Genomic DNA, 24,802 nt, shown 5'->3' with positions numbered 1-24,802 from the left:
CGTTCACCGTAATCTGAATGTGCATGGGAAATAGAAAGATGGGTGAACGGAAAACTGCGGAATGGAATATTTTCCATTAACGCGTTTTAAGACATATTCATATAAGAGCCAGTAATACAAAGTATTAACTCCCCCTATACCTCCACCCCACAAGCACAATCCCCACGGCACAAACCACCAGCGTAATCCCAAGCTGCTGGCCCCAGCCGGATACCATCAGCCCGAAGCCAATCAAAAGGTAATAGGCAAAGCCGAACAGTGCCCCGGCTGTACCCCGGCAATCGGCATAAGCGCCAAGCGCGGTGCTAAGCACCACCGGAATCGCCATTGAGAACGCCACCATAACCAGAAACATCGGTGCCAAAAACCAAATGCTGTGCATCAATAACCAGATGCCAACGCTTCCCACCAGCCCTATGCCACTCGCTAAATTCAGCAACGCTTTGGCGCTCAGGCTCCGTTTCATCAGAATATGATTAAGCTGCGCCCCCGCCAGAGACCCCAGCGCCAGCACGCCGCCCGTCAGGCCAAAAGCGGCGGGGCCAAATCCTAAGGTTTGAAACAGAAAAGGCGCCTGGCTGTAGTAGCTGAACAGGCTGATATTGAACATCGCCACCAGCCCGGTTGCTCGCCAGATTTGCATATCCCGCAGCAAACGCCACATCACCGTGACAACCCCCTGCCGGGCGTGTAGTGACGGTCTCGTTTCCTCAAGCTGCCACGCACTCCAGGCCAGCAGAGCAATAGCCAAACCAGCCAGCAGGTAAAAGACGCCTTCGAAACCTGCGGCGGAGACAATCATTCCGCCCAGCCAGAGGCCCAGCGCCGGGCTTACAGCCAGCGCAATGCCCATAAAGGAAAAGATTCGCGCCAGTTCGCTGCCGTTAAAACGATCGCGCAACACCGTTTGGGTCACCACCGAACCGGTGGCCGCGCCAAAAGCCGCCAGCATCCGGGCCACCAACAGCAGCATAAAATGCGAAGTCAACAGGGCTGCCACCGCGCCTGCCGCATAGCACAGCAGCCCAAGCAGCAGCGCAGGTTTGCGGCCTAAAAGGTCACAAATCCACCCCCAAAACAGCACACCCACAGCAAAGCCAAAAAAGTACAGCGAGAGCGTCCAGCCCGCATCCTGGGCGGTAACAGAAAAATGCCGGGCGATGTCGGTCAGCGCCGGGCTATAAAGCGTTTCCACCATCTGCGGAAACATCAGCAGCGCGGTTAACAGCGCCATTCCACGGTGTAGATTCACCCTGCATCCTCCTTAAAAAGAGGCGCTATTGTAGGAAAATGATGAATGCACCATTATAAACATCAGGACATTTAATAGCGGAAATCGGACATTATGAGCTGGCTAAGCGCAGACGCGGAATTTAACCCTGATACGCTGGGTAACAGCGTGATTGGCGTGCAGGCCGAACTTGGAGATCATGATTCCGGGCTGCATCTGCACCGCATGGGGCAACTGCTGTTTACCCGGGAAGGCTGCGTGAAGCTAACGCTGGATGAAGGCCGGATGCTCTCTTTATTACCGCCGGGCAAAGTCGCCTGGCTTCCCGGCGGCGTCAGCCACCGCGCCGAAATGAAAAGCAGCGTGGCCTACCGCTCAATCTGGTTCGACACTAAGCGTTACCCCACGCTGCCCGCCAACGCGCTGGTGCTCAACGCCACGCCGTTGCTCAATGAACTTCTGGAAAGGATTTCGGCCAGCCCGTGGGAGACTGACTGGGAGCAAGGCGCCCCCATGCACATGGCCGCCCTGTGCGTGGCGGAACTGCAGGCAGCAAAGGAAGAACCAATGACGCTGCGCTTCCCGCAGGACAAACGGCTGCGACACCTGACGGGCGACACGCTACCGCCGCAGCTTAACGAATTTGCCGACATGACCGGCGCGAGCGAGCGCACCATTAGCCGTATTTTCCGCCGGGAAACCGGCCTCTCCTGGCAGCAATGGCGGCAGCAGTGGCGCTTAATGAAGGCCGTGGAAATGCTGGCAAGCCACGCGCCAATTACCGCCGTGGCCGGAGAGCTGGGCTTTTCAAGCGACAGCGCCTTTATCTACTTTTACCGCAGCATGACCGGGCAAACGCCGGGCATGCTGACGGCGAAACAGGCTTAGCGTCGGCTAATTGCCAGCTTCGCGGCAAACAGCAGGAACACGCAGCCGGTGAGGCGATCCATCCACATCACTACCCCTGGTTTTCTTAGCACGCCCGAGGCGTAGCGCGTGGCAAGAATCAGGGTCAGCGACCATAGCGTGCCGAGCACGACGTGAATGGAAACCAGCAGAAAAGTCCAGAGGATCGGGGAGTGGCCGGAAGGAATAAACTGCGGCAGGAAAGAGACGTAAAAGACGCCCATTTTCGGGTTAAGCACGTTGCCCAGCATCCCGCGAAGAAACCAGTTATTGGCACGCGTTGGCTCCCCGGCAGCAAGGCTAAAGCTCTGACGAGGACGCAAAAGCAGCTGAATACCCAGCCAGCATAAATACGCGGCGCCGCACCACTTCAGCAAGGTGTAGGCAAATTCAGACACCGCCAGCAAAGCGCCCAGCCCGAAGGCAACCAGCGCGCCCCATACAAAACAGCCTACGTCGATGCCAAGCGCGGCATGAAAGGCTTTTTTGCCACCTTCAGCAGCGGCGGTTCGCAGGATAAGCGCGGTATCGAGGCCAGGAGTCAGCGTGAGTAACGTGGCGGCAAGCGTAAAGGCGAGAAGGGCATCGGTGACGGACATTTTTCTAACTCCGAAAACGATAAATCTACTGAAATTCCCTCCCCCCGGCAACGCCCTGATGACGTTATTTTTCGCCGTAAACCGTGCCGCTCATCGCCGCAATAACGCCTGCAGTTCCCCTGTCGATCAGCTCAAGAAACACGGCGGCAGCGGCGGCGTTGTCCAGCGTCTGGCCAAAGGCTCGGTGCGCCTGAATCAGCGCCGTGCTCCACGTGGCCAGCACCAGAGCAGCCGCCAGCTGAGTTTGCGCATCCCCCTTTTCAAGGCCAGCGCCAACGGCCAGCTCTTCGGCCAGCGCCTGGGTGAATTCATCTCGTATCTCCCGGGCTCTCGCCTTAAGCGCCGCGCTGTTTTCAATCGTCGAGACAAACCCCTGCCCCGCGACGGAGAAGGCCACTACCGGACTATTTTGCTCAACCAGGTTGTGAGCAAAGCGGCGCAGCGCTTCCAGCGGCCCCGTATTTTTATCCCGCTGGCTCAGCGCACGACGCAGCATCTCCAGCCCCTCTTCTTCACGATCGAAGAACATCTCTTCTTTGCGCGGGAAGTGGTTGAACACCGTCATTCTCCCCACCTCTGCCGCCGTGGCGATTTCATCAATTGTCACTTGCTCAAAGCCCTTCTCCAGAAACAGCCGGGTGGCGACGTTAGATATTTTCTGGCGGGTGGCGAGTCGGTTAAGGGTTCGGCGATCGACGGACATTGACAGGATCCTGCTGAATGGATAATTATGTACTGAGTATATATTGGTACTCAATACAGGCAAACATGAACAAAGCGCTGATTGTGATTTTCTCCACCATTTGCCTGGATGCCGCCGGCATCGGTCTGGTCTTTCCCATTCTGCCGCGCCTGCTGGAAGAGGTGACGCACACCCCGGATATCGCCCACTGGATAGGCATCATGACCGCGCTGTATGCCCTGATGCAGTTTGTTTTCGCTCCGCTGCTGGGGGCGCTGAGCGATAACTATGGCCGCCGTCCCGTGCTGCTCGTTTCCCTTATCGGAGCCGCGGTGAACTATCTGATCATGGCCTTCGCGCCGCATCTATGGATGTTGCTGCTGGGCCGCGCCATCGCCGGGCTGACCAGCGCTAACGTCTCGGTGGCGATGGCTTACATCACCGACGTCACCCCGGCGGATAAACGCGCCCGCCGCTTCGGCCTGTTTAACGCCATGTTTGGGGCAGGGTTTATCATCGGCCCGGTGCTGGGCGGCCTGCTGGGCGATTATTGGGTACGGCTGCCGTTTATTGCGGCGGCGGGGCTAAACACCATTAACCTGCTGATGGCGCTGTTTATGCTGCCAGAATCTCGCGAACCCACCCGCCAGCGGTTCAGTTTTGCCGTGCTTAATCCCCTGCAGCCTTTGCGCCGGATTTTCACCCTGAAGGGACTTATCCCGATTGCAATGGTCTTTTTCATTCTGAGCGCGACCGGCGAAGTGTACGGCACCTGCTGGGCGCTTTGGGGGGCCGATTCTTTTGGCTGGAACGGGCTGTGGATTGGGCTTTCTCTCGGCGCTTACGGCATTTGCCAGACGCTTACGCAGGCGCTGCTTCCAGGCCCGATAACCCGCTGGCTGGGCGAGCGCGGCGCGGTGCTGTTTGGCATTTTTAGCTCGTGTATTGCGCTGACGATGCTGGCCTTTGTGCAAACAGGCTGGCAGGTGTTTCTGATTATGCCGCTGTTCGGGCTGGGCGGCGTTGGTGCCCCGGCGCTGCAGGCGTTAGCGACCCGAAGAGTGGATGAAGCGAGCCAGGGCCAGCTACAGGGGATTCTGGCCTCGGCGGTCAGCCTGGCGTCTATCATTGCCCCACTGGGTTTCTCAAGCTTCTACTTTGTGGTGCGGGAATCCTGGCCCGGCGCAATCTGGCTGTCGGTGATTGTGGTGTACGCCATTGCCGTGCCTCTGGTCTTCGTCAGCACCCGCGGCAGACAAGCCGCACAGGATCCAGCCTAGCTCCGGCGGTCGGCGCAGGCCACGATATCCGGCTTCGCCATGATGGTTTTTTCCACGCCAAAGCGTGTGATATTCAGCATGGCGTTGCCGATGTCGATAATCGATAAAAAGCGCTTGCCTGTGGTGGCGCTGATAAGGCGCATGAACGGGGCAATCACGGTATATAAAAGCCGGTAAGCCGGGGTTCGGGACTGCACTTCCGGCGTCGGCAAAATAAACGCCGGACGGAAGATAGCGGCATTGCCTGGAAACTGCACCAGCAATGCGTTTTCTACTTCGCCCCGCACACGAGCCCACATCTGAGAACTCTTTCCGCTGCTGTCTGCGCCCGCGCCGGAGACATAAACAAACTTCATCTGCGGACTGCGGGCTTTGAGCTGTTCTGCCACCCGCAGCGTCATGTCGTAAGTTATCTGCCGATACCTGGCTTCGCTGACGCCGGATGAGCTGATCCCGGCGCAGAAGAAGCACGCATCCACATCGCTGAATAGTGGGTCAGCTGCGTCAAACGCCAGCAGATCGCCGTTCACCACGTAACGAATACGGGGATCGTGCTCGCCCTCAGGCTGCTTCCTGACAAGCAGAATAATGTCGGTCACGTCTTTTGCCGCCAGGCTCGCCAGCAGGACGCCCTGCCCGACCATGCCGCCGGAACCTACAATCACAATTTTCATGATTTTTCCTGGAAACTTCGTGAGTTAAGCCGAAATGGCGTTCCACATCATGCGAAAACCTAGCTGCAGCAATTTCTCTTTGTCTGCCGGATGCCTGACGATTTGCTCGCTGGTGGCATCAGAAATATTTTGAATAATGGCGTAGATAAACGTTTTACTGTCGGTGACAAACAGCGACTGTTTAATTGCCTCATCAAACATCTTATCCGCCTGATTAAGCGCTTCTGGCGTGCTGGAGAGCGTTTCCGACGTCAGCAGATCCGACACCGTAAGCAGCCTGAGAACCTGCTTTCCTTCAGGATTCTTCAGCGCCCATTCCGTGTAGCCACGCCAGATGTGCACTATCTGCGTACGGAAGTCGGCCTCCTTTGGATAGCCGGCGACCAGCAGGTCGGACATATCCTGCTTCAGCTTTAAATAGACTTCGTTTAGCAGCTGATCTTTCGTGGGGAAGTAGGTAAACAGCGTGCCTACAGCCACCTCCGCCCTTTTCGCAATGCTGGCCGTGGTGGCCGACAAACCGCTTTCCGCAATAATCGCCACCGCGGCGTCCAGAAGCGCCGCCTGTTTTTGCGGGCTTAGAGGTCTTGCCATTCCAGCGTCTCCGGGGTCAATAAAATATCCGGATAGTGTAATAGATTTAGCCACCGGGGTTTTAGCTTTGCTCCCGCGAGCGGCGGGAGCACACATTACTCGGGAATAAACCCGGTTTTACCCTCAATCACCACTGAAGCAGAAAGCGCTTTTTGCGCTTCCAGCGACTGCAGGCTCTTCTCATAGCTGCCCTTGAGGATCTGGAACGCATCCGCACCGAGCGCAGTTCTCAGCGGCGGCTCCGCCTGCTGGCTCAGGGTATAAATGGCATCGGCCATTTTCTGCGGGTCACCGGCGTTGCTCTCTTCGCCGTGCTCGGCAATCCAGCGGCGCAGCTGCCCCACGGTGCCGTTTTTGTAAGCTTCGGACTCTTCAGTCCAGCGTACATTCGCCTGGAAGTTAGTTTTAATCGAACCTGGCTCGATGATTTGCACCCTGATGTTGAACTCCGCCACTTCCTGCGCGGTACTTTCAGCGAACCCTTCCAGGCCATACTTCGCCGCATGGTAGAACGCCCCGCCAGGGAAAGCGACGCGGCCGCCCATGCTGGTGATGTAAATCAGACGACCTTGTTTTTTAGCGCGCAAGGCCGGCAGGAATGCGCGAGTGATATGCACCGGAGAGAGCAGGTTCAGGGCAAACTGATGCTCAATTTCCTGCTCAGTAAACTCTTCCATTGCGCCGATGATCGCCCCTCCGGCGTTATTGACGATGACATCGCTATCGCCGTGCTTTTTGGCGATAGCGGGCAGGCTGGCAAAGTCAGTCACATCCAGCTTTTCAACGATAAGCTGCGCGGCAAACTGCTGCTGCAGAGCGGCCAAAGCGGCAGGATTACGCACCGCGGCCACCACGGTATTGCCCGCTTCCAGCACGCGACGGGTCAGCGCCAGGCCCAGGCCACCGGAAGCTCCGGTAATAAACCACTTTTCAGTTTTAGACGTCATCTTTGTACCCTCGGTTGATAAGCGCGGCGCGTGGCCTGGCGGCTGTTTGTGGTGAGTGTTGTGGCCAATCAATTAAATGACTGACCACTCACTCAATTATAAAATTGGCGATTTAATTTGCAATATGCGAGCGTGAAATTTATCCATTAGTCAGGCGGAAATGAGAGGAAAAAACTGATTTATCAACTTATTGGGATAGGATTTTTTTTATCAGAAGGGGCACTTTTCTGCCCCAAATCTAAAAGTACTATGCGCCGTGCAGCGTAAAGGTACGAATGCTGTTGATCAGCATGCCGGACTGCTCCTTCAATGAACCGCTGGCCGCAGAAGATTGCTCAACCAGGGAAGCATTCTGCTGAGTGGTGGTATCAATCTGCCCCATCGCGGCATTAATTTGCGCGATACCATCGCTTTGCTCATTGCTCGCTCTGGCAATTTCATCCACCAGTTGCTGAACGCGGGCTACGTTCTCAACAATGTCCTGCATACCCGCATCTGCTTCTGTGACCAGCTTACGGCCATCGGTAATTTTGTTCACGGACGCACTAATGATTTCACGAATCTCTTTCGCGGAGGCCGAACTTCTCTGCGCCAGCGTTCTCACTTCTCCGGCCACCACGGCAAAACCACGCCCTTGCTCCCCCGCTCTGGCAGCCTCAACGGCGGCATTCAATGCCAGGATATTCGTCTGGAAAGCAATCCCTTCAATAGCCGTGATGATATCGTTCATCCGGCCTGCATCATCATGAATTTCACCCATTGCATCTGCAACAACATGCATACGTTCGCTGTTGGCCTTGACCATTTCCCCGGACTCACTAAACAGCGTATTCACCCGATGGGCATGACTGGCGGTGCTCTTGATCGTCGACGTTAACTGCTCTAACGTCGCGGCAGTTTGCTCGACGCTCGCGGCCTGTTCTTCTGTCCGTGAGGCGAGATCCTGGTTACCGGCATCAATTTCATCCGCAGCCAGCGCAATACTTTCCGCCCCGGTGCTGACGTTCCTCACCGTGCTCCCAAGCGAAGTAATCATCTCTTGCAATGAATGCATGAGCTGCCCCAGCTCGTCCTTTGAATGCACATGCACTTCGGCGGTGAGATCGCCCTGCGCTACCTTGCCAGCCACGTTAACTGCCTGCTGTAGCGGGTGCGTAATACTGCGGGTGATGTACCAGGCCGTTGCCGCCCCCAGCGCCACCCCAAGCGCCACCAGTAGCAACATGAGCTGCTCATTATTCCGGGAGTTCTTCTGAATGCCGGCATGCGTGTTGTCGATAAGCTGCTTTTGGAAATCCAGCAGGGCCTGCAGCGCCTGCCTGTATTCTTCGCTTATTGGAATAAAACGTTCCGAGATATAAGTATCCATGCCCTCATGCTCACTCCGCTCAGCCAGGGCTAACCCCTCAGAACGAAGCTGCAAATACTTTTCTCGCACCGGCACAAGGTTAGCCAGCAGGTGCTTACCGGTTTCTAACGCAATCAGAGACGTAAGCTGCGACTGAACTCGGGTTGTTACCACCGAATTTTGCGCAATGCTGGCGAGCAGTTTTTTACGCAGCGTTGCATTTTCCGTACCCATTGCCGCGATAGCGTTCCCGCTGCTCTTATCAACCTGCGCCAGCCATTCCTCGACCAGCCTTTCTTTCAGCAAATGCTGGTTAATCATCTCATCAACAGCATGAACATTGTTGCGGCTGAACAGGCTGGCGCCGATCCCCATCAGAATCATCAACAACAGTACCAGGAAAAAACCACCGCTCAGTCTTACGCCTACACGCAAATTACTTAGTTTCATTCTCGTTCCTTAGAAAACCACATCCCAGAGTCCCCCCGGCGACTGGCGCAAGGGAATGGCGTGTTTTGTAACCACGTTGTTAACCGATATCGGAGGTAACGTTTATTTCTGCAGGCAAAAACCAGGGGGGAACGGTTGATAAAGCAGCATTTTGGTCCGAAACAATCCTTTAATGTGATCTGAGTCACAATGGAATGATCATTGAAAAATAAAAGGCCCCGGCATGCTCATGCGAAGGGGCCTTTTATTTCTGTCCAAAGTTAGTCGTTAAAAAGCCTGCCAGTGTTCCTCTTCTCTTTTTAACGCCCTGCGCGGAGCCAGCTGGGGCGATAAAATTACGCTCGCCTCATCGTTTTCCCCCAGATGCAGGCTGCTGGTTCTTTTTTCCAGCTCGAAAACTTGTTTATTCAGCACTTCTGAAGACCCGGCCAGCTCTTCAACCACCGCCACGTTACCCTGGGTGACTTTCTCCAGTTCGGAGAGCGCCGTGGTGATTTGCTGAATACCCTTTTCCTGTTCATTGGTCGAGATGAAAATATGCCCCATCAGCGAGTCAATATTTTCTGAACCGGAAACAATATCCTTCATATTTTTTTCCGCCTCGGAGACCAGGCTTGCGCCCTGCTGCACATTTTGATTGGTGATATCAATTAACGACTTAATATTTTTGGCCGATTCCGAGCTTTTATGCGCCAGGTTTCTGACCTCACCGGCCACCACCGCAAAGCCTTTGCCGTGTTCTCCCGCGCGGGCCGCTTCTACCGCCGCGTTCAGCGCCAGGATATTGGTCTGGAAGGCAATGCTGTCGATGATGGTAATGATCTCCGTCATCTTGTTGGCACAATCGGTTATCGAGGTCATGTTGCTGGTCAGACGCTGCATCAGGTCGCTGCCGTGGTTGGCCGAACGGTGGGCGCCGCTGGTGATGTCGCTTAGCTCACGAGTGCTGTCGGCATTGTTTTTTGTCCCGGCAGAGATCTGCTCCATGCTGGACGCCGTCTGAATCAGCATCGCTGACTGCTGCTCGGTTTTCACCGACAGCGTGGCGCTTTGGTGCGCCAGGCTTTCCGAAAGGGCTTTAGCCGACTGAGAGGATTTGCGAATATCCATTACCAGGGTAGTAATTTCGGCCGAAAGCGTATTAATACCCGGTATGAGTCGACCGGCACAATTATTACCAAACTCAGGGATATGGACCGATAAATTCCCAGAGTTTATTTCGTCAATGCTCCGCTTAACGTTATTTATGGGCCGTACAAGATATATCGTCATATACGTCCACAAAGAAATAATTAAGACAACCCAGGCAATATTAAGCATGGCTAAAACAAGCACGCTGGCTGATAAGGCAAATGCTAAGAAATCTATAACTAAAAAGGATATTGCCAAAAAATAGACAATAACGCTTCGAACGCTGGCATTCTTAAGCATAGATAATCCTGTGCGAGACTTTGGCGGGTATATTATTTATTACCTGGATTTATGGAAAAGCCATCTTATAAAATAAATCAGCGTTTAATCCCGACATAAGCCAACTGAAAAGATTTTAAATCCGCACTTTTCGTTTAAAAGCGACGCCTTTCTGAATATATCCGTGACGTTACGACAAAGTCACTTCCGCCAGCGTGATATTTAGTCACTTGCATTTTGAAAGTCACTATGCCAATTTGTCGCCAGACGATAACCCGCCACCGGATCGAACCATGAAAAACGAACCGCTATGCAGCGCTCCCTGCCCCATTGCCCGTAGCCTCGGCCGTATCGGCGACAGCTGGAGCATCATGATTCTGCGGGATGCCCTGGCCGGCTTTACCCGCTTTGATGAGTTTCAGAAGAGCAGCAACGTGGCGCCAAATATCCTTTCGCGCCGCCTGAAAGAGCTGGTTGATGACGGCCTGCTGGAGAAGGTTTGCTACAGCAGCGCGCCGCCGCGCTACGAATATCACCTCACCCAGCGCGGGCGCGATTTCCGCATGGTGCTGCTGGCGCTGGCGGAATGGGGCAATCGCCACTTCGCGCCCGAAGGGCGGCAGATGCAGCTGGTTGAGCGCGAAACCCAGCGCCCTGTAGAGCCGATCCTCACCGATAAAGAAACCGGCGAGCCGATTGTGCCAGGAAAATACACCATGGTGCCGGGCCCGGCGGCCTCACCGATGATGAAATACCGCCACGACTATCTGCAGCGTAAACACGCCGGTGACGCCGGGCTTAAATTCCAGCCAGAACCGTACAGAGAACCCCAGTGATGAACGCCGCCCATAAGAAAAAATTGATTACGCTGACCGTGCTCGGCGCGGCGGTACTTGCGGCCGCAGGCTATGGCACATGGTGGTGGCAGAGCGGGCGTTTTATTCAGTCTACCGACGACGCCTACGTCGGCGGGGATATCAGCGCTATTTCAACCAAAGTGTCCGGCTACATTCAACAGATTGCGGTGCAGGACAACATGGTGGTGAAAAAAGGCGACCTGCTGATCCGCATTGATGACCGGGACTATCAGGCCGCACTGGCGAAAGCCCTCGGCGAAGTTGCCGCCCAGCAGGCTGCACTGGCGGATATCGCCGCCACCCGCCAGCTTCAACAGGCAACAATCGAAGGTTCTGCCGCTTCCTTAGCGGCAGCGGCGGCGGCAACGGACAAAACGGCCAACGACAACCGCCGCTATAACGCCCTGGAAGCTTCGAGCGCCATTTCAGCCCAGATACGCGACAACGCTTCGGCGGATTATCGCCGTGCGCGAGCAGAACAAAGCAAAGCCCTGGCTGACAAAGCCGTGGCCCAGCGCCAGCTCGCGGTGCTTGATGCCCGTGAAAAACAAACCCAGGCCGCGCTGGAACAGGCGCAGGCTAACCTGACGATGGCGAAGCTGAATCTCAGCTATACCGAAATTCGCGCCCCGTTCGACGGCGTAATCGGCAACCGCCGCGCGTGGACCGGCTCCTTCGTGAGCAGCGGCACGCAGTTGCTCTCGCTGGTGCCTTCCCAGGGACTTTGGGTGGATGCCAACTTCAAGGAAAACCAGCTGGCGCACATGCGCGCCGGTTTACCGGTAACTGTGGTTGCCGACGTGCTGCCGAACCACACCTTTAAAGGCCACGTTGCCAGCGTCTCTCCGGCGACCGGCTCCCGGTTCAGCATTCTTCCGGCGGAAAACGCTACGGGGAACTTCACCAAAATCGTGCAGCGAGTCCCGGTAAGGATCGCGCTGGAAGGTGACGCCGCAAAACTGGATGTGCTTCGTCCGGGGCTGTCGGTCATCGTCACCGTCGATCAAAAGAGCACGCGATGAGCACCGCCCAGGCCACACCGATGCCGCAGGGCATCTCAATGCCAATGGCAAAAAAGATCTTCGCCTTTGCCAGCATGTGCGTGGGGATGTTCATTGCGCTGATTGATATTCAAATAGTCTCCGCCTCGCTGCGGGACATTGGCGGCGGCCTTTCGGCGGGGGATGATGAAACCGTCTGGGTGCAGACTAGCTACCTGATCGCCGAGATCATTATCATTCCGCTGTCCGGCTGGCTGGCGCGAGTGATGTCCACCCGATGGCTGTTTGCCGCCTCAGCGGCAGGTTTCACCCTGATGAGCCTGCTCTGCGGCTGGGCGTGGAATATTCAAAGCATGATTGCCTTCCGCGCCCTGCAGGGGCTGGCGGGCGGATCGATGATCCCACTGGTGTTTACCACCGCCTTTGCTTTCTTTCAGGGCAAGCAGCGCGTTATTGCCGCCGCGACCATCGGCGGCCTGGCCTCGCTGGCCCCGACGCTTGGCCCCACCGTCGGCGGCTGGATCACCGAGAACTTCAACTGGCACTGGCTGTTCTTTATTAACGTGATCCCAGGGATTTATATCGCCGTCGCCGTGCCGCTGCTGGTGAAGGTAGATAGCCCTGATTTCTCACTGCTGCGCGGTGCGGACTATTTCAGTATTTTGCTGCTGGCGGCCTCGCTCGGCTGCCTGGAATACACGCTGGAAGAAGGCCCGCGCTGGGGCTGGTTTGACGACAGCACCATCGCCACCACCGGCTGGATTGCGCTGCTGTGCGGCATCGCCTTTATTATTCGAACGCTGCGTCACGCCCAGCCGGTGATGGATCTGCGGGCGCTCAAGGACAGAACCTTTAGCCTCGGCTGTTATTTCTCGTTTATGGCCGGGGTGGGCATTTTTGCCACGATCTATTTAACGCCGCTGTATCTCGGCACCGTGCGAGGCTTTAGCGCTCTGGAAATCGGCCTGGCGGTGTTTTCCACCGGCCTGTTCCAGGTGATGTCGATTCCGTTTTATTCCTGGCTGGCCAACCGCGTGGATCTACGCTGGCTGCTGATGGCCGGGCTGGTCGGCTTTGCCATTTCGATGTACAGCTTCGTGCCGATCACCCACGACTGGGGCGCAGATCAGCTCTTGTTGCCACAGGCTTTTCGTGGCCTTGCGCAGCAGTTTGCCGTTGCGCCAACGGTGACGTTAACGCTGGGCAGCCTGCCGCCCGCACGGCTTAAGCTTGCCTCCGGCCTGTTCAATTTAATGCGTAACCTCGGCGGCGCTATCGGCATCGCGCTGTGCGGCACGGTATTGAATGACAGAACTAATCTGCACTACAGCCGCCTGGCCGACCATCTCAATACCGCTAACCTGGCGATGGCGGATTTCGTCCAGCGCAGCGCCGTCAGCCTGACCGCGCAGGGCTTGTCCCCGGATGCAGCCACCAGCGGGGCGCTAAAAAACCTTTCTGCCCTTGCACTGCGCGAGGCGCGAACGCAGGCGTTTTCGGATGCTTTTTACCTGATCATGATAGGTTTTTTGATTGCTGCGATGCTGGTTCCCTTAATGAAAAAGCCGCCGGCCCACTGATGTTTAGGAGAGGATAGGGACCCTCACCCCAGCCCTCTCCCTGGAAGGGAGAGGGAAAGCAGCTGATTTATGTTCGTTCCAGTTCCCTCGCCCCTTTGGGGAGAGGGTTAGGGTGAGGGGCAACGCTACTCTCCAGCCTGAAACGCCTCCTGCAGCCACGCCCTAACCTGCCGCACATCCTCTCTTCGGGCCTTTTCGTGGCTGGTCACAAAATAATAGTTCGCCCCAGGCAACGCACCCGGCAGCGCGATATGCAACAACCCCTGCTGTAGCGCGCGACGAATCAGCAGTTCGCTCGCCAGCAAGATCCCTTGTCCGGCTATCGCCGCCTGAATCGCATGGGTTTCGTCGTCAAAATGAATACCGCTCTGAACGTCCAAATTCTCCGGGCCAAAGACCGATTTCCAGTGCTGCCAGCTGGGTTCAGGGCTGGGCACATGCCGGTTATCAATATGAAAAAGGGTCATCCCCGGCAGATCCTTCACGCTCTTAAGCTTTAGCTGCGGGCTGGCTACCAGCACAAACATGTCACTATGCAGCAGCGTGCTATTGAGAGATTCATCGGCCTGCATGCTGTAACGCACGGCACAGTCCGCCATTTTGCCGTGGAGATCGGCCAGCGCTACGCCGCTGTGAAAGCGCAACTCCAGAGAAGGGAACTGCTGATGTAACGACGGTAAACGCGGCACCAGCCAGTTAGTCAGGAAGTTCGAGGTCGTACTGAGCGTGAGCGTGCCGGGATGGGAGAGCGTTTCTATAGACTCAACTGCCTCGCGCAGCGTGGTGAAAATATTCCCGGAGGCGCGGAACAGAGTCTCCCCCGCCGGGGTGAGCGCCACGCTGCGAGCGGAACGGGTGAATAACCGCTGATCCAGTGAATCCTCCAGCAGACGAATTTGGTGGCTGATGGCGGTAGGCGTCACGCCAATTTCTTCCGCTGCCGCTTTAAAGCTGGCATGGCGTGCCACGGCATCAAAGGCCCGAATGGCCGTGAGTGGTGGGAGTCGACGACTTTTCATGAATGAATTTAACTCATCCCTGGCTGAATAATATGATTTTGATTGCACCATAAATAAAGGCGTAGCCTGTTATTCACGCTTATCAAATGATGAAAATGATTCATCACAAAGAAAATAGCAGGAAACGTCGATGACACAAACTTATGCGATGCCCGCCGCCGGATCCTGGCGCGCTTTATTCGCGCCCGGTATTGCGCAGGCGCTGATCGCCCTGGACTACGCGATTGTCTACGTCGCATTGCCCACGCTGGCTCAGGATCTGAGCCTTTCCCTCAGCGAGATGCAGTGGGTTGTTTCCCTGTATGGCCTGACGTTTGCTGCCCTCTTGCTGGCGGGCGGCAGCCTCTGCGACCGGCTGGGCGCGCGCCGGATGTTCAGCCTCGGCATGGCGCTGTTTTTACTCTCTTCAGTCGCCGGCGGACTGGCACAGAGCGGCATGCTGCTGCTCATCGCCCGCTGCGGGCAAGGGATGGCGGCGGCGTTGCTGCAGCCTGCGGTGCTGGCGCTGATGGCGCAGCGGTTTCACGGCGAGGCGCACCGGCAGGCGCTGGCGATATGGAGCGCCATCGGCGCGCTGGGATTAGTCGCAGGCGTGATGCTGGGCGGCATACTGGCCGCGCTGGACTGGCGAACCATTTTCTTTATTAACATTCCGCCGGGGCTCCTTGCGCTGTGGCTGGTTCGCCGGGATTACCTCTCCCTCAGCCCACAGGGCGAAAAACAGCGGACGGGCATCGGGTCAGTGGTCGGCTGTTTCGCCGCCGGAGCGCTGGTCTGGGCGCTGATGCGCTATGGCGAAACCGGGCAGCCTGACTATGTCGCCAACCGCTTCGCCGTTGCCATGGGGATCTTGTTCCTTCTGCACGAACGCTACGCCCCTCAGCCTTTACTGGCCCGCTCGCTTCGCGCTCTGCCGGGCCTGCAAACGGGCTGGCTCAGCAGTGCCTGCTACATGGCCAGCGTGGGGAGCCAGTTTTATGCCATGACCCTGCTCTGGCAGCAGACGCTGCAGCAAGATGCCGTGACCACCGGGCTGATGTTTACGCCGCTGGCGCTGTTAATCGTGGCGGGCAATACGTTATTTACCCGCCTGACTGCCCGCTATGCCAGCACCACGGTTTTGGCCACGGGCTCATCTTCCCGGCGATGTTTGCCGTGGGGCTGTCATCCACCCCGCTTGACCAGCAGGGACGCGCCAGCGCCCTGATGGCCACCAGCCAGTATATGGCGGGGGCAATGATGCTGGCGGTGCTGTCTGTCGAGCTCGGGCAGGCTCCCGATTTAGCACAGTGGGCAACGGCTTTCCGGATTCTGGGCGCTGCCGCTGCGGCAGGTATGCTGATTGCGGCATGCCAGAAAGCGAGCTAAATAAGGGAAACCTGCGCGGGGAAAGGTAAGAGGGATTCGGGCCGGATGAATGCTACATTTATACTAACTGTTTAATTCTTCTCCCTTATCATCGAATTTTCCCGCGTTAAGGATCCCGATATGACCCAGCAAGCTGACCAGGCTGACGCTAAACACTACCTTGTGCGCCTGATTGCGGTCGTACTTACCGGCATTCTTGCCGGCATCGCCGGGATGCTTCTCGCGCTGATTTTACACGCCATTCAGCACCTGGCTTTTGGCTACAGTATTGACCAGTTGGTGGGGAGCGAGACGTTCCTTGAGGGCGTGACGGACGCTTCGCATTTACGCCGGGTAGCGGCCATTCTTGGCGGCGGGGCCGTCGCCGGGTTTGGCTGGTGGCTGCTGGCGCGCTACGGCAAGAAAAGAGTGTCTATTGCTGCAGCCGTTGCCAATCCTGCCGTGCCAATGCCGACCGGCACCACCACTATTCATGCTTTGCTGCAAATCATCACCGTCGCGCTGGGTTCACCGCTCGGGCGTGAAGTCGCCCCTCGCGAAATGGGCGCGCTGGCGGCGGGTATTCTCGCGCGAAAATTCAGCCTGCAGCCGGATGAAACCCGCACGCTGATTGCCTGCGGCGCAGGTGCGGGCCTGGCGGCGGTGTATAACGTTCCCCTCGCCGGGGCGCTGTTCACGCTGGAAGTGTTGCTGATCTCGTTTAGCTGGGAGAAAGCGCTGGCGGCGGTCATTACTTCGGCAGTGGCGGCCTGGGTGGCTACGCTGGGGCTGGGGGATGAGTCGCAGTATCACTTCGCTTCTTTTACGCTGCCCCATGCGTTTATCGGCTGGGCCATTGTCGCCAGCCCGCTGCTGGGCTATGCCGCCTGGCTGTTCCGCAAGGCGACAACCCGCGTAAGAACGCAGGTAAAAACTAACTGGCAGATGCCGGTATTTTGCCTGCTGGCCTTTGCGCTATTGGCCGCGCTTAGCCTGTGGTTCCCGCAGCTGCCGGGCAATGGCAAAGGTCCGATGCAGCTTGCCATCAGCAATGGTCTGAACTTTAACTTCGCGGCGATTTTGCTGGCGCTGAAAATGCTGGTGATCCTCGCCGTCCTGCGCGGCGGCGCTGAGGGTGGACTGCTGACGCCGGGCTTAACGGTGGGCGCTTTGCTGAGCCTGCTGCTGGCGGTGGTTTGGCAGTTTGTCTTCCCTGGCGGGGACGTGGGCAGCTTCGCGCTGGTCGGTGGCGCGGCATTTTTAGCCGCTTCGATGCAGATGCCGATCACGGCCGTGGCGCTGGTGATGGAGTTTACCCATATGGATCATAGCTATTTTGCCCCTGCGCTGCTGTGTGCCGCAGGAGCCTATACGACCTGCCGGGTTCTGGATAAGAAGTACCGGTACTAACCTCTTCAGTGGGAAGAGATAAATACCGACTCTGCAAGCGGGGCCGGCATGGAGAAATGCTGCCGCATACGCGCAACCTCGTTAAGCGGCGTGAGCCCAAAAAGGCGCTTAAATTCGCGGCTGAACTGCGAAACACTTTCGTAGCCCACCCGGGCACTGGCCGCCGAAGCGGTCAGTTCGTTTCGCAGCATCAACAATCTAGCCTGATGCAACCTTGTGGATTTGAGATATTGCATGGGTGAGGTGTTGGTCACCGCTTTGAAGTGGCTGTGGAACGTGGGCACGCTCATGCCCGCTTCTTTTGCCAGAGCGTTAACGTCCAGATGGGCATCAAATTCGGCATGAAGCTTGCGCAGCGCTTTCGCCACTTTGCCAAACTGCCCCTGCATCGTCAGAGCGCTGCGTAACGTGTGCCCCTGCGCCCCCGTCAGTACCCGGTAATAAATCTCCCGCATCATAGCCGGCCCCAACAAATCGGCATCCAGTGGCGTCGACATCACCTGCAGGAAACGCAGTACGGAAGCGCTCATCGCGTCGTCCATCGGGCTGGACATCATGCTTCGCGGCTCGACGGCCAGCCCGGTTCCTCGCCCATCGAGCGCCAGCATTACCTCTGCGGCGAGCGTGAAGTCTAACCTCATGTAGATAGCCAGCATGGGTTCTTCGGCGCTGGCCTCCGTTTCCATGGTGAACGGTACGGGCACGGAAACCATCAGGTAGTGCTGTGCATCATATAAATAGACATCCTCGCCTAAAAACCCCCGCTTGCGCCCCTGCACCACAATCACAATACCGGGTTCATAAAGTACGGGGGTTCGCATCAGCGGACGATTAGAGCGTAAGAAACGCACCTCGTTTAGCACCGTAAGATTGTAGCCTTCATGCGGGGTCAGCCGATCCAGAAGCTCTGCCATTTGTTTGCTGGCCTGCGGGCTGGTATTTGTCATAAGGGTTCATCTGGCAAAGGAAGATGTGAGCAGAGTCTGGCAGTGAAATTTCCCCTCGTCCATACACCTCATAGGAATAGGCAAACATCAGAGAGGATCCAGACTACGCATTTGGCCTTCCCGGCTCTACGCTTCACCTCCCACTTACGGAGGAAATGATAATGAGCCAATCGAAGTTATTTTTGATTACCGGGGTCAGCAGCGGCTTTGGCCGGTCACTGGCAGAAGAGGCGCTGAAAGCCGGACACCGCGTGGTTGGCACCGTGCGCAATCAGCAGGCAAAGGAAGCCTTTGAGGTGCTGGCACCCGGCAGATGTTTTGCCCGCATTCTGGACGTCACCGATTTTGATGCCGCAGCGCCGCTGGCGGCTTCGATAGAACAGGAGATTGGCGGCATTGATGTGCTGGTCAACAACGCAGGCTACGGGCATGAAGGGGTGATGGAGGAATCCCCGATGAGCGAGCTAATTCAGCAGTTCAACGTCAACGTGTTTGGTGCCGTCGCGATGATAAAAGCCTTTTTGCCCGGGTTCCGCACCCGGCGCGCTGGCCATATTATTAATATCACTTCAATGGGCGGCTTTATCACCCTGCCCGGCATTAGCTACTACTGCGGCAGTAAATTCGCCCTGCAGGGGATCTCCGAAACGCTGAGCAAAGAGCTTAAACCTTTTAATATCGCGGTGACCGCCGTGCAGCCAGGCTCCTTCAGAACCGACTGGGCCGGGCGTTCCATGGTGCGAACCCCGCGCAGCATCAGCGATTATGACCAGAGCTTCGACCCGATTCGCGACACGCGCCAGAAGCGTAGCGGGCAGCAGCCAGGCGATCCGATCAAAGCCGCTAAAGCAATATTGACGCTTATCGGCAGCCCTAATCCACCGGCAGCCCTGCTGCTGGGCAGCGACGCGGTCACCTTCGTCAAGGAGAAGCTGGGGCAAATGGAGGAGGATATTAAGACGTGGGAAACGGTAAGTCGTTCAACTGATGTGCAGTAGCTGTCCACGAAACAAAAAAGCCCGGTAACCCCTAAAAGGCTACCGGGCCTGGCGCTTAAAAACCGTTATTTGGCTTCGTTGGCGTCCGCGTTTCTCAGCATGTTTCTGACCGGAATAATCAGTGCGGCCAGCACAACGGCGCAGATAACCAGGGCGATAGACACGTGGGAGAACAGCTCCGGCATTGAGCTAAGCTGATCCTTTTTGATGTGCCCGCCCATAATACCTGCCGCCAGGTTGCCCAGCGCGCTGGCGCAAAACCACAGCCCCATCACCTGGCCGCGCATTTTCTGCGGCGCCAGCAGCGTCATGGTCGCAAGGCCAATCGGGCTCAGGCACAGCTCGCCGAGGGTCAGCAGCAGGATGCTTCCCACCAGCCAGAACGGAGAAACGCCGCTCTGGGTCGCCAGCACCTGGTTTGCCGCCGCCATCATCACCGCAAAACCTGCCGCCGCAAACAGAATGCCGATCACGAACTTCGTCATGCTGCTCGGGTTTAAATTACGCTTAGCCAGCGACGGCCAGAACCAGCTAAACACCGGTGCCAGCAGGATAATAAACAGCGCGTTGATCGACTGGAACCAAATGGTTGGGATTTCAAAGCTGCCCATCTGGCGGTCGGTGTAGTCACGCGCAAAGATGTTGAAGGAAGTCGGCTTCTGCTCGAAGGCAGACCAGAAGAATGCCGCCGCAACCAGCAGGATCAGGCAGGCCAGCAGGCGTGAACGCTCGCTGCTGGTTAAGCCCGCAAAGAAGAACATAAACAGGAAGTAGAGTCCCACGCAGGTGGAAATAATGTACGCGGAGCTTTTGGCGATCACCGTCGGGTTGAACGGAATCGTGCCGTTGGCGATCAGTACCACCAGCCCGGCAAGAAGCGCCATAGCGAGCGTTACCCACTTACCAACGTTTTTACGCTCGGTCGTCGGGCGGTTCCAGGTGGAGTCCAGGCCGACTTCTTTGTCGTAGCGACGCATTTGCGGAATGGCGTAGAAGCGGAAGATGAACAGCGCAACCAGCATGCCCAGCCCGCCCAGGCCAAAGCCCATGTGCCAGCCATATTTTTCATGCAACGGGCCGATGATCAACGGGGCGATAAACGACCCCATGTTAATGCCCATGTAAAACAGCGAGAAGCCCCCGTCGCGGCGGGTATCTTCTTTTTTATACAGCGTGCCGACCATGACGGTAATACAGGTTTTGAATAACCCGGTTCCCAAAACGATCAGCAGCAGGCCGACAAAGAAGAAGGTGTTGCCCACGAATGCCGACAGCGCAATCGAGAGGTGGCCGAGTGCAATAATCAGCGAGCCATACCAAACGGCGCGGCGCTGCCCGAGCCAGTTATCGGCCAGCCAGCCGCCCGGTAATGAAGTGATGTACACGCCGCCGGCGAAGATCCCGACAATGGCGGAAGCCTGCTCAATCGGCAGACCCATCCCGCCCTGAAGCAGCGCGGCGCTCATAAACAGAATGAGCAGCGGGCGAACCCCGTAGAAAGAAAAACGTTCCCACATTTCGGTGAGGAAGAGCGAACTTAACGGGTACGGATGCCCGAAAAAGGTTTTTGTTTTCGTCGCAGAGTGACTCATCTGTGAACTCCCATAGGTTATCTCTTTTGATGCGGTGTTGATAAAACGCCGGTCCCGGCGTTCAGTTGCTGATTTTTAATCATAGGCTGGTCGTTAGCCAGCGGCGGTTACTTTAGCGTAGATCGTTAAAAAATCATCAAGGCGAAGAGAAACTTTATTGCAAAATAGAGGGTTTTTAGATTAAAAATCGATTTAACTCTCATTTTCCATGATAAAACTCTCATTAAATGCGCTTTCCACTTGACAGAAAAATTTCAAAAATATAAAAACAAAATCAATATAAAACAATAATTTAAACAAAAATCACGCGTTTTCATGAAACACCTACCATTAACCTATAATTCATCAGGGTTTAACCTGTTAGCGGAGCCAAAAACCGCCTTAATTGCCGATAGCACTGTCTCATCAGGATAAAAAATCATCGCGGCTGGCCGCCTCTCGCATCGCTCATCCCCGAAACGTCACCTCACTGACACGCAGCGTTCATCTTGATCTTCTACCGTCGTGCCCAGAACGGTAAGAGGAGCGAATATGTTTAGTCTCGATAACGTACTTGACGACCTGTGGCCCCAGGCAAGGCCCGCGCCCTGGCAAAAAAACCTGTTAAGACGCCTGCTGCATGAGGAAGAATTCCAGGCCTTTGCCAACAATCATCCGCACCTCCGTGGGCTGGATATGATCGAACAAGTCCTGGATCACCTACACATCCGCTGCAACATCTCTCCCCGCGAATTAGAAAATATCCCCGAACACGGCCCCGTGGTGATTATGTCCAACCACCCAACCGGCACCCTTGACGGGCTGGCGCTGCTGTACGCCGTTTCCCGCGTTCGCCGTGATGTCAAAGTGGTGACTAACCGCCTGCTGAATCACCTCGAGCCGCTGAGCTCGCTGTTTATCCCGGTCGACAATATCAACGGGCGCACGCCTAAATCATCTCTTGTGCAGATGGACAGGCAGTTGCAAAACGGCGGCGTGCTGATTTTCTTCCCGGCGGGCGAAGTTTCTCGTTTATCTCGCCAGGGCATTGCCGACGGGCACTGGCACACCGGCTTTATTAAGCTTGCCGCGAAGTACCGCGTGCCGCTGCTGCCGGCGTTTATCCATGCCCGGAACAGCGCGCTGTTTTATGCCAGCGCGCTGGTTTCGCCTGCGCTGCCGATGGTACTGCTGATGCAGCAGATGTTCCGCCGCCGCAACTCCAACCTGCCGGTGACCCTGGGCCAGCGCATTCCGTGGGAAAGCTGGCATAGCCCGCAGCAGGTTCCGCGTGAACTGGCCAAAAAGTGCCGCCAGCACGTTCAGCTGCTGGGTAAAGGGCTTTCAGGCAAGTTCACAACGGAAAGCGCCATCGCGCGAGCGGAAGACCGGGCCACGCTGCGCCGGGAGCTGGGAAAAGCGGAATGCCTGGGCCGCACCGCTGACGATAAAGTGATTTATCTTTGGCAGCGCAGCGACTCAAAGGAAGAGGCTCCGCTGCTGCGCGAGCTGGGGCGACTGCGTGAGATTGCTTTTCGCGCCGTGGGTGAAGGCTGCGGCAAACGCAGGGATCTCGATCGCTATGATGACGATTATCTGCATTTGATCCTCTGGGACGAGCAGGATCTGGAGATCGTCGGCGCATACCGCTTTATGCCTACCGCCCGCCAGATTGAAAAACGCGGCGTAGACGGTCTGTACAGCTACAGCCTGTTTCACTACGACGAGAAAATGGACGATGTGCTGCAGCACGGTATCGAGCTGGGGCGCAGCTTTATTCAGCCTCGTTACTGGGGCCGTCGTGGCCTGGACTATTTATGGTCGGGCATTGGCGCTTATCTCGCCCGTTACCCGCAGTATCGCTACCTGTTCGGCCCGGTATCTATTTCCGGAGGCCTGCCGCCGGACGCACGCGATCTTCTCGTCGCCTTTTACCGGCTGTGGTTCCCGGCGAGCCATCCGCTTGCTGCCTCACGTAGCCCTTATCCGGCAAGCCTCCCCGACGTGCTGGCGCAGTTCAAAGGGGAAGACTACGGCGAAGATCTCACCCGCTTAAAATCCCTGCTCAGCAATATGGGCTGCGGCATTCCAACGCTTTATAAGCAGTATTCAGAACTCTGCGAACCGGGCGGCGTGCAGTTTATTGATTTCGGCAGCGACCCTGCCTTCAACAACTGCGTCGATGGGCTGGTTTTGGTTGATTTGACGTTCCTGAAAAAGAGCCGCTACGAGCGGTATGTCGGGATGCATTTGTCGGGGCAGGCATAGCCGTATTTTAAGGCGGGAGAAATAGCCTCCCGCCTCCCCCGTTCTGTCAAAACCCATTACCCACAACTTCAATGGTACAATCCTCACAGTTTCCCTTCTTTCCGCTGGCATACCATGAAAACCACCGAATTTAAGCGCCCAAAACTGGCTTTGCCCGAAGGCGCAAACAAGTTGCTGCTGCATACCTGCTGCGCGCCCTGCTCTTCCGAAGTGATAGAGGCTTTGCTTGCCTCTGACATCGACTTTACGATTTTTTTCTACAACCCCAATATCCATCCGCAGAAGGAATATCTCATCCGTAAGGAAGAGAATAAGCGGTTTGCTGAGCGACACGGCGTGCCTTTTGTTGATGTAGATTACGACGTCGATAACTGGTTTGCGCGAGTGAAAGGCATGGAGTGGGAACCCGAGCGCGGAGCACGCTGTACGGTCTGCTTTGATATGCGCCTGGAGCGCACCGCGCTGTATGCGGCTGAACACGGTTTTGGTGCGATTTGCAGTTCTCTGGGGATTTCACGCTGGAAGAATTTTGAGCAGGTTTGCGACTGCGGTCAGCGAGCGGCGGTGCGCCATCCGGGAATAGTTTACTGGACTCACAACTGGCGTAAACAAGGCGGCTCCGCACGCACGGTGGAGATCTGCAAACGCGAACAGTTTTATCAGCAGGAGTATTGCGGCTGCGCTTATTCTTTGCGGGATGCCAACGCTTATCGAACATCGCAGGGCAAAGCCTTAATAAAGCCGGGTAAATGAAAAAGGGGCATCGCGCCCCGCGATGCCCCATTAGTGTTGAAACCAGGATGTCAGGCGGCACTGTTATGATGAGACGGCCCAGCAAATCTGTACGGCTTCTTCACAGGCGGTTTTTTCATCTGTTCCCGGCCCAGGCTCAAAGCCGTTATTGCCAGATGATCGGCGTTATGCAGGGCTATTTTCTGCCTGCTGAGATCTTTCCTTTTCGTTATTTCGATACGTCTGGATTTATCTTTAAATTCGTTGCGAAAACGCTTAAACCCAGCCATAGCAGAATTAAGATATTCTGGCATAGCAACATTCCTGCCATACTTCAGATCCGTGTAAAAATAGTCCATAGAGGGTTGCTTTCCGTATATCTCTTCAAATTTTCCACTCCGCTTAATACCTTTGATATGCGAGCTCTCATGGATTAGCGTTGCGATATTGTCGATACTGCCTACGCTCTCAAAATAACTCGTCGTCAGAAAAATACCCGGTTCTCCTCTGAGCACGTAAGCAACGGCCCCATGCTCTGTACCGTCAGGATCGTAAAACAGACGGCTTACCGCCAGTTTTTCTCGCATATGTTCAAAGTTCGCCAGAAGCTCATCTTTAATTCTGGATGTCTTGGTTTTTCTAAGGAACGAACGTCGGCCAAAAACCTCTCTGATTCTTTCCTTAGTCTGTTTATCCAATGTATCCTGCCTGAGCTTTTCTATCGCCGTTTTTAGCACCTGTCTTGCAAGGCCAACTTCATATTCAGCATCCTCTTCATATTTAGCAGCCAGTTCTTTAATTTCAATAGCATTTTCGCCAATTAACCCCATATCATCCCGCAGAGATATTGGATTATTCCGCACCATCAGGAACACATTCAGTCCGTCCACCGTGCCTGCCGGGTCGGCGCTCAGCCAGCGGCCCGCCCACGGCTGGTAATAACGGTAGCCA

The 24,802-nt window shown here is 56.1% G+C and carries 23 protein-coding genes; 11 read left to right on the top strand and 12 right to left on the bottom strand.

Annotated elements, in window-relative coordinates; genetic code table 11:
• Nucleotides 1-124: 124 nt before the first annotated feature.
• Complete coding sequence (locus tag CNE01S_RS21590; RefSeq protein ID WP_061278422.1) at nt 125-1,234, bottom strand: MFS transporter; 1,110 nt, start codon at nt 1,232-1,234, stop codon at nt 125-127.
• Nucleotides 1,235-1,345: 111 nt separating this feature from the next.
• Between CNE01S_RS21590 and CNE01S_RS21585 the strand changes: the two genes are divergently transcribed.
• Nucleotides 1,346-2,119, top strand: a complete 774-nt coding sequence (locus CNE01S_RS21585; RefSeq protein ID WP_061278420.1) for an AraC family transcriptional regulator — start codon at nt 1,346-1,348, stop codon at nt 2,117-2,119.
• Here CNE01S_RS21585 and CNE01S_RS21580 read toward each other — a convergent pair.
• Together CNE01S_RS21580 and CNE01S_RS21575 are read right to left on the bottom strand one after the other, a co-directional pair.
• Complete coding sequence (locus tag CNE01S_RS21580; protein WP_061278418.1) at nt 2,116-2,736, bottom strand: LysE family translocator; 621 nt, start codon at nt 2,734-2,736, stop codon at nt 2,116-2,118. The two genes, CNE01S_RS21585 and CNE01S_RS21580, sit on opposite strands and share 4 nt — an antisense overlap.
• A 64-nt stretch (nt 2,737-2,800) precedes the next feature.
• A complete protein-coding gene (locus CNE01S_RS21575) occupies nt 2,801-3,439 on the bottom strand; it encodes a TetR/AcrR family transcriptional regulator (RefSeq protein ID WP_061278417.1) in 639 nt (212 codons plus the stop codon).
• A gap of 65 nt (nt 3,440-3,504) precedes the next feature.
• On the opposite strand from CNE01S_RS21575, the gene CNE01S_RS21570 reads away from it, so the two are divergent.
• A complete protein-coding gene (locus tag CNE01S_RS21570) occupies nt 3,505-4,698 on the top strand; it encodes a TCR/Tet family MFS transporter (protein ID WP_061278416.1) in 1,194 nt (397 codons plus the stop codon).
• On the opposite strand, the gene CNE01S_RS21565 is transcribed toward CNE01S_RS21570, so the two are convergent.
• The 5 genes from CNE01S_RS21565 to CNE01S_RS21545 all read right to left on the bottom strand — a co-directional run bounded on the left by CNE01S_RS21565 (nt 4,695) and on the right by CNE01S_RS21545 (nt 10,142).
• Nucleotides 4,695-5,372, bottom strand: a complete 678-nt coding sequence (locus CNE01S_RS21565) for an NAD-dependent epimerase/dehydratase family protein (protein WP_061278414.1) — start codon at nt 5,370-5,372, stop codon at nt 4,695-4,697. The two genes, CNE01S_RS21570 and CNE01S_RS21565, sit on opposite strands and share 4 nt — an antisense overlap.
• A 24-nt stretch (nt 5,373-5,396) precedes the next feature.
• A complete protein-coding gene (locus CNE01S_RS21560; RefSeq protein WP_061278412.1) occupies nt 5,397-5,966 on the bottom strand; it encodes a TetR/AcrR family transcriptional regulator in 570 nt (189 codons plus the stop codon).
• A 95-nt stretch (nt 5,967-6,061) separates the two neighbouring features.
• Complete coding sequence (locus CNE01S_RS21555; protein WP_061278410.1) at nt 6,062-6,913, bottom strand: SDR family NAD(P)-dependent oxidoreductase; 852 nt, start codon at nt 6,911-6,913, stop codon at nt 6,062-6,064.
• Nucleotides 6,914-7,160: 247 nt separating this feature from the next.
• A complete protein-coding gene (locus CNE01S_RS21550; protein WP_061278407.1) occupies nt 7,161-8,711 on the bottom strand; it encodes a methyl-accepting chemotaxis protein in 1,551 nt (516 codons plus the stop codon).
• A 267-nt stretch (nt 8,712-8,978) separates the two neighbouring features.
• Nucleotides 8,979-10,142, bottom strand: a complete 1,164-nt coding sequence (locus CNE01S_RS21545) for a methyl-accepting chemotaxis protein (RefSeq protein WP_061278405.1) — start codon at nt 10,140-10,142, stop codon at nt 8,979-8,981.
• 272 nt (nt 10,143-10,414) lie between these two features.
• Between CNE01S_RS21545 and CNE01S_RS21540 the strand changes: the two genes are divergently transcribed.
• The 3 genes from CNE01S_RS21540 to CNE01S_RS21530 are packed head-to-tail and all read left to right on the top strand — an operon-like array spanning nt 10,415 to nt 13,559.
• Nucleotides 10,415-10,957 (top strand): winged helix-turn-helix transcriptional regulator, encoded by a 543-nt coding sequence (locus CNE01S_RS21540; protein ID WP_061278403.1) that lies wholly within the window; start codon nt 10,415-10,417, stop codon nt 10,955-10,957.
• Entirely contained in the window at nt 10,957-12,000 is a 1,044-nt protein-coding gene (locus CNE01S_RS21535) for an HlyD family secretion protein (RefSeq protein WP_061278401.1), read from the top strand. The genes CNE01S_RS21540 and CNE01S_RS21535 overlap by 1 nt, the downstream gene beginning before the upstream one ends.
• Nucleotides 11,997-13,559: a DHA2 family efflux MFS transporter permease subunit gene (locus CNE01S_RS21530; protein ID WP_061278399.1), complete on the top strand. Its 1,563-nt coding sequence runs from the start codon at nt 11,997-11,999 to the stop codon at nt 13,557-13,559. The genes CNE01S_RS21535 and CNE01S_RS21530 overlap by 4 nt, the downstream gene beginning before the upstream one ends.
• A gap of 125 nt (nt 13,560-13,684) precedes the next feature.
• On the opposite strand, the gene CNE01S_RS21525 is transcribed toward CNE01S_RS21530, so the two are convergent.
• Nucleotides 13,685-14,578: a LysR substrate-binding domain-containing protein gene (locus tag CNE01S_RS21525; protein ID WP_061278397.1), complete on the bottom strand. Its 894-nt coding sequence runs from the start codon at nt 14,576-14,578 to the stop codon at nt 13,685-13,687.
• A 130-nt stretch (nt 14,579-14,708) separates the two neighbouring features.
• Between CNE01S_RS21525 and CNE01S_RS21520 the strand changes: the two genes are divergently transcribed.
• From CNE01S_RS21520 to CNE01S_RS21515, 3 genes are all read left to right on the top strand, one after another.
• Nucleotides 14,709-15,785: an MFS transporter gene (locus CNE01S_RS21520; RefSeq protein ID WP_245874366.1), complete on the top strand. Its 1,077-nt coding sequence runs from the start codon at nt 14,709-14,711 to the stop codon at nt 15,783-15,785.
• On the top strand, nt 15,734-15,946 hold the full coding sequence (locus tag CNE01S_RS25895; protein WP_245874363.1) for a hypothetical protein: 213 nt from the start codon (nt 15,734-15,736) through the stop codon (nt 15,944-15,946). Before CNE01S_RS21520 ends, CNE01S_RS25895 begins: the two co-directional genes overlap by 52 nt.
• 120 nt (nt 15,947-16,066) lie before the next feature.
• Entirely contained in the window at nt 16,067-17,335 is a 1,269-nt protein-coding gene (locus tag CNE01S_RS21515) for a chloride channel protein (RefSeq protein WP_061278395.1), read from the top strand.
• A gap of 5 nt (nt 17,336-17,340) precedes the next feature.
• On the opposite strand, the gene CNE01S_RS21510 is transcribed toward CNE01S_RS21515, so the two are convergent.
• A complete protein-coding gene (locus tag CNE01S_RS21510; protein WP_061278393.1) occupies nt 17,341-18,282 on the bottom strand; it encodes an AraC family transcriptional regulator in 942 nt (313 codons plus the stop codon).
• A gap of 161 nt (nt 18,283-18,443) precedes the next feature.
• Between CNE01S_RS21510 and CNE01S_RS21505 the strand changes: the two genes are divergently transcribed.
• Nucleotides 18,444-19,280, top strand: coding sequence for an oxidoreductase (locus CNE01S_RS21505; RefSeq protein ID WP_061278391.1), 837 nt, complete (start codon nt 18,444-18,446; stop codon nt 19,278-19,280).
• Nucleotides 19,281-19,345: 65 nt separating this feature from the next.
• Here the strand turns inward: CNE01S_RS21505 and CNE01S_RS21500 are convergent, their stop codons facing one another.
• Nucleotides 19,346-20,872, bottom strand: coding sequence for a peptide MFS transporter (locus CNE01S_RS21500; protein WP_061278389.1), 1,527 nt, complete (start codon nt 20,870-20,872; stop codon nt 19,346-19,348).
• Between the two features lie 531 nt (nt 20,873-21,403).
• On the opposite strand from CNE01S_RS21500, the gene olsF reads away from it, so the two are divergent.
• Both olsF and CNE01S_RS21490 read left to right on the top strand, forming a co-directional pair.
• Nucleotides 21,404-23,119 carry a bifunctional ornithine lipid synthase OlsF gene (gene olsF / locus CNE01S_RS21495; protein WP_061278387.1) on the top strand — a complete coding sequence of 572 codons (1,716 nt, stop codon included), beginning with the start codon at nt 21,404-21,406 and terminating at the stop codon, nt 23,117-23,119.
• Nucleotides 23,120-23,233: 114 nt separating this feature from the next.
• Nucleotides 23,234-23,872, top strand: a complete 639-nt coding sequence (locus tag CNE01S_RS21490; protein WP_061278385.1) for an epoxyqueuosine reductase QueH — start codon at nt 23,234-23,236, stop codon at nt 23,870-23,872.
• A 50-nt stretch (nt 23,873-23,922) separates the two neighbouring features.
• Here CNE01S_RS21490 and CNE01S_RS25890 read toward each other — a convergent pair.
• A partial coding sequence (locus CNE01S_RS25890) for an RHS repeat-associated core domain-containing protein (RefSeq protein ID WP_303621195.1) occupies nt 23,923-24,802 on the bottom strand: 880 nt, incomplete at its 5' end.

The organism is Cedecea neteri NBRC 105707 = ATCC 33855 (assembly GCF_001571265.1).
Lineage (GTDB): Bacteria > Pseudomonadota > Gammaproteobacteria > Enterobacterales > Enterobacteriaceae > Cedecea > Cedecea neteri.
Note: the sequence above shows the minus strand (reverse complement) of the source record. Positions and strands in the feature narration are given on the sequence as shown.

Excerpts from the sequence above, each read along its gene's own strand:
- CNE01S_RS21545 (WP_061278405.1), bottom strand. The coding sequence starts at position 10,142 with ATGCTTAAGAATGCCAGCGTTCGAAGCGTTATTGTCTATTTTTTGGCA.
- CNE01S_RS21530 (WP_061278399.1), top strand. The coding sequence starts at position 11,997 with ATGAGCACCGCCCAGGCCACACCGATGCCGCAGGGCATCTCAATGCCA.
- CNE01S_RS21500 (WP_061278389.1), bottom strand. The coding sequence starts at position 20,872 with ATGAGTCACTCTGCGACGAAAACAAAAACCTTTTTCGGGCATCCGTAC.
- olsF (WP_061278387.1), top strand. The coding sequence starts at position 21,404 with ATGTTTAGTCTCGATAACGTACTTGACGACCTGTGGCCCCAGGCAAGG.
- CNE01S_RS21560 (WP_061278412.1), bottom strand. The coding sequence starts at position 5,966 with ATGGCAAGACCTCTAAGCCCGCAAAAACAGGCGGCGCTTCTGGACGCC.
- CNE01S_RS21550 (WP_061278407.1), bottom strand. The coding sequence starts at position 8,711 with ATGAAACTAAGTAATTTGCGTGTAGGCGTAAGACTGAGCGGTGGTTTT.
- CNE01S_RS21565 (WP_061278414.1), bottom strand. The coding sequence starts at position 5,372 with ATGAAAATTGTGATTGTAGGTTCCGGCGGCATGGTCGGGCAGGGCGTC.
- CNE01S_RS21585 (WP_061278420.1), top strand. The coding sequence starts at position 1,346 with ATGAGCTGGCTAAGCGCAGACGCGGAATTTAACCCTGATACGCTGGGT.
- CNE01S_RS21510 (WP_061278393.1), bottom strand. The coding sequence starts at position 18,282 with ATGACAAATACCAGCCCGCAGGCCAGCAAACAAATGGCAGAGCTTCTG.
- CNE01S_RS21590 (WP_061278422.1), bottom strand. The coding sequence starts at position 1,234 with ATGGCGCTGTTAACCGCGCTGCTGATGTTTCCGCAGATGGTGGAAACG.
- CNE01S_RS21540 (WP_061278403.1), top strand. The coding sequence starts at position 10,415 with ATGAAAAACGAACCGCTATGCAGCGCTCCCTGCCCCATTGCCCGTAGC.
- CNE01S_RS21515 (WP_061278395.1), top strand. The coding sequence starts at position 16,067 with ATGACCCAGCAAGCTGACCAGGCTGACGCTAAACACTACCTTGTGCGC.
- CNE01S_RS21570 (WP_061278416.1), top strand. The coding sequence starts at position 3,505 with ATGAACAAAGCGCTGATTGTGATTTTCTCCACCATTTGCCTGGATGCC.
- CNE01S_RS21535 (WP_061278401.1), top strand. The coding sequence starts at position 10,957 with ATGAACGCCGCCCATAAGAAAAAATTGATTACGCTGACCGTGCTCGGC.
- CNE01S_RS21525 (WP_061278397.1), bottom strand. The coding sequence starts at position 14,578 with ATGAAAAGTCGTCGACTCCCACCACTCACGGCCATTCGGGCCTTTGAT.
- CNE01S_RS21490 (WP_061278385.1), top strand. The coding sequence starts at position 23,234 with ATGAAAACCACCGAATTTAAGCGCCCAAAACTGGCTTTGCCCGAAGGC.
- CNE01S_RS21580 (WP_061278418.1), bottom strand. The coding sequence starts at position 2,736 with ATGTCCGTCACCGATGCCCTTCTCGCCTTTACGCTTGCCGCCACGTTA.
- CNE01S_RS21575 (WP_061278417.1), bottom strand. The coding sequence starts at position 3,439 with ATGTCCGTCGATCGCCGAACCCTTAACCGACTCGCCACCCGCCAGAAA.
- CNE01S_RS21520 (WP_245874366.1), top strand. The coding sequence starts at position 14,709 with ATGACACAAACTTATGCGATGCCCGCCGCCGGATCCTGGCGCGCTTTA.
- CNE01S_RS21505 (WP_061278391.1), top strand. The coding sequence starts at position 18,444 with ATGAGCCAATCGAAGTTATTTTTGATTACCGGGGTCAGCAGCGGCTTT.
- CNE01S_RS21555 (WP_061278410.1), bottom strand. The coding sequence starts at position 6,913 with ATGACGTCTAAAACTGAAAAGTGGTTTATTACCGGAGCTTCCGGTGGC.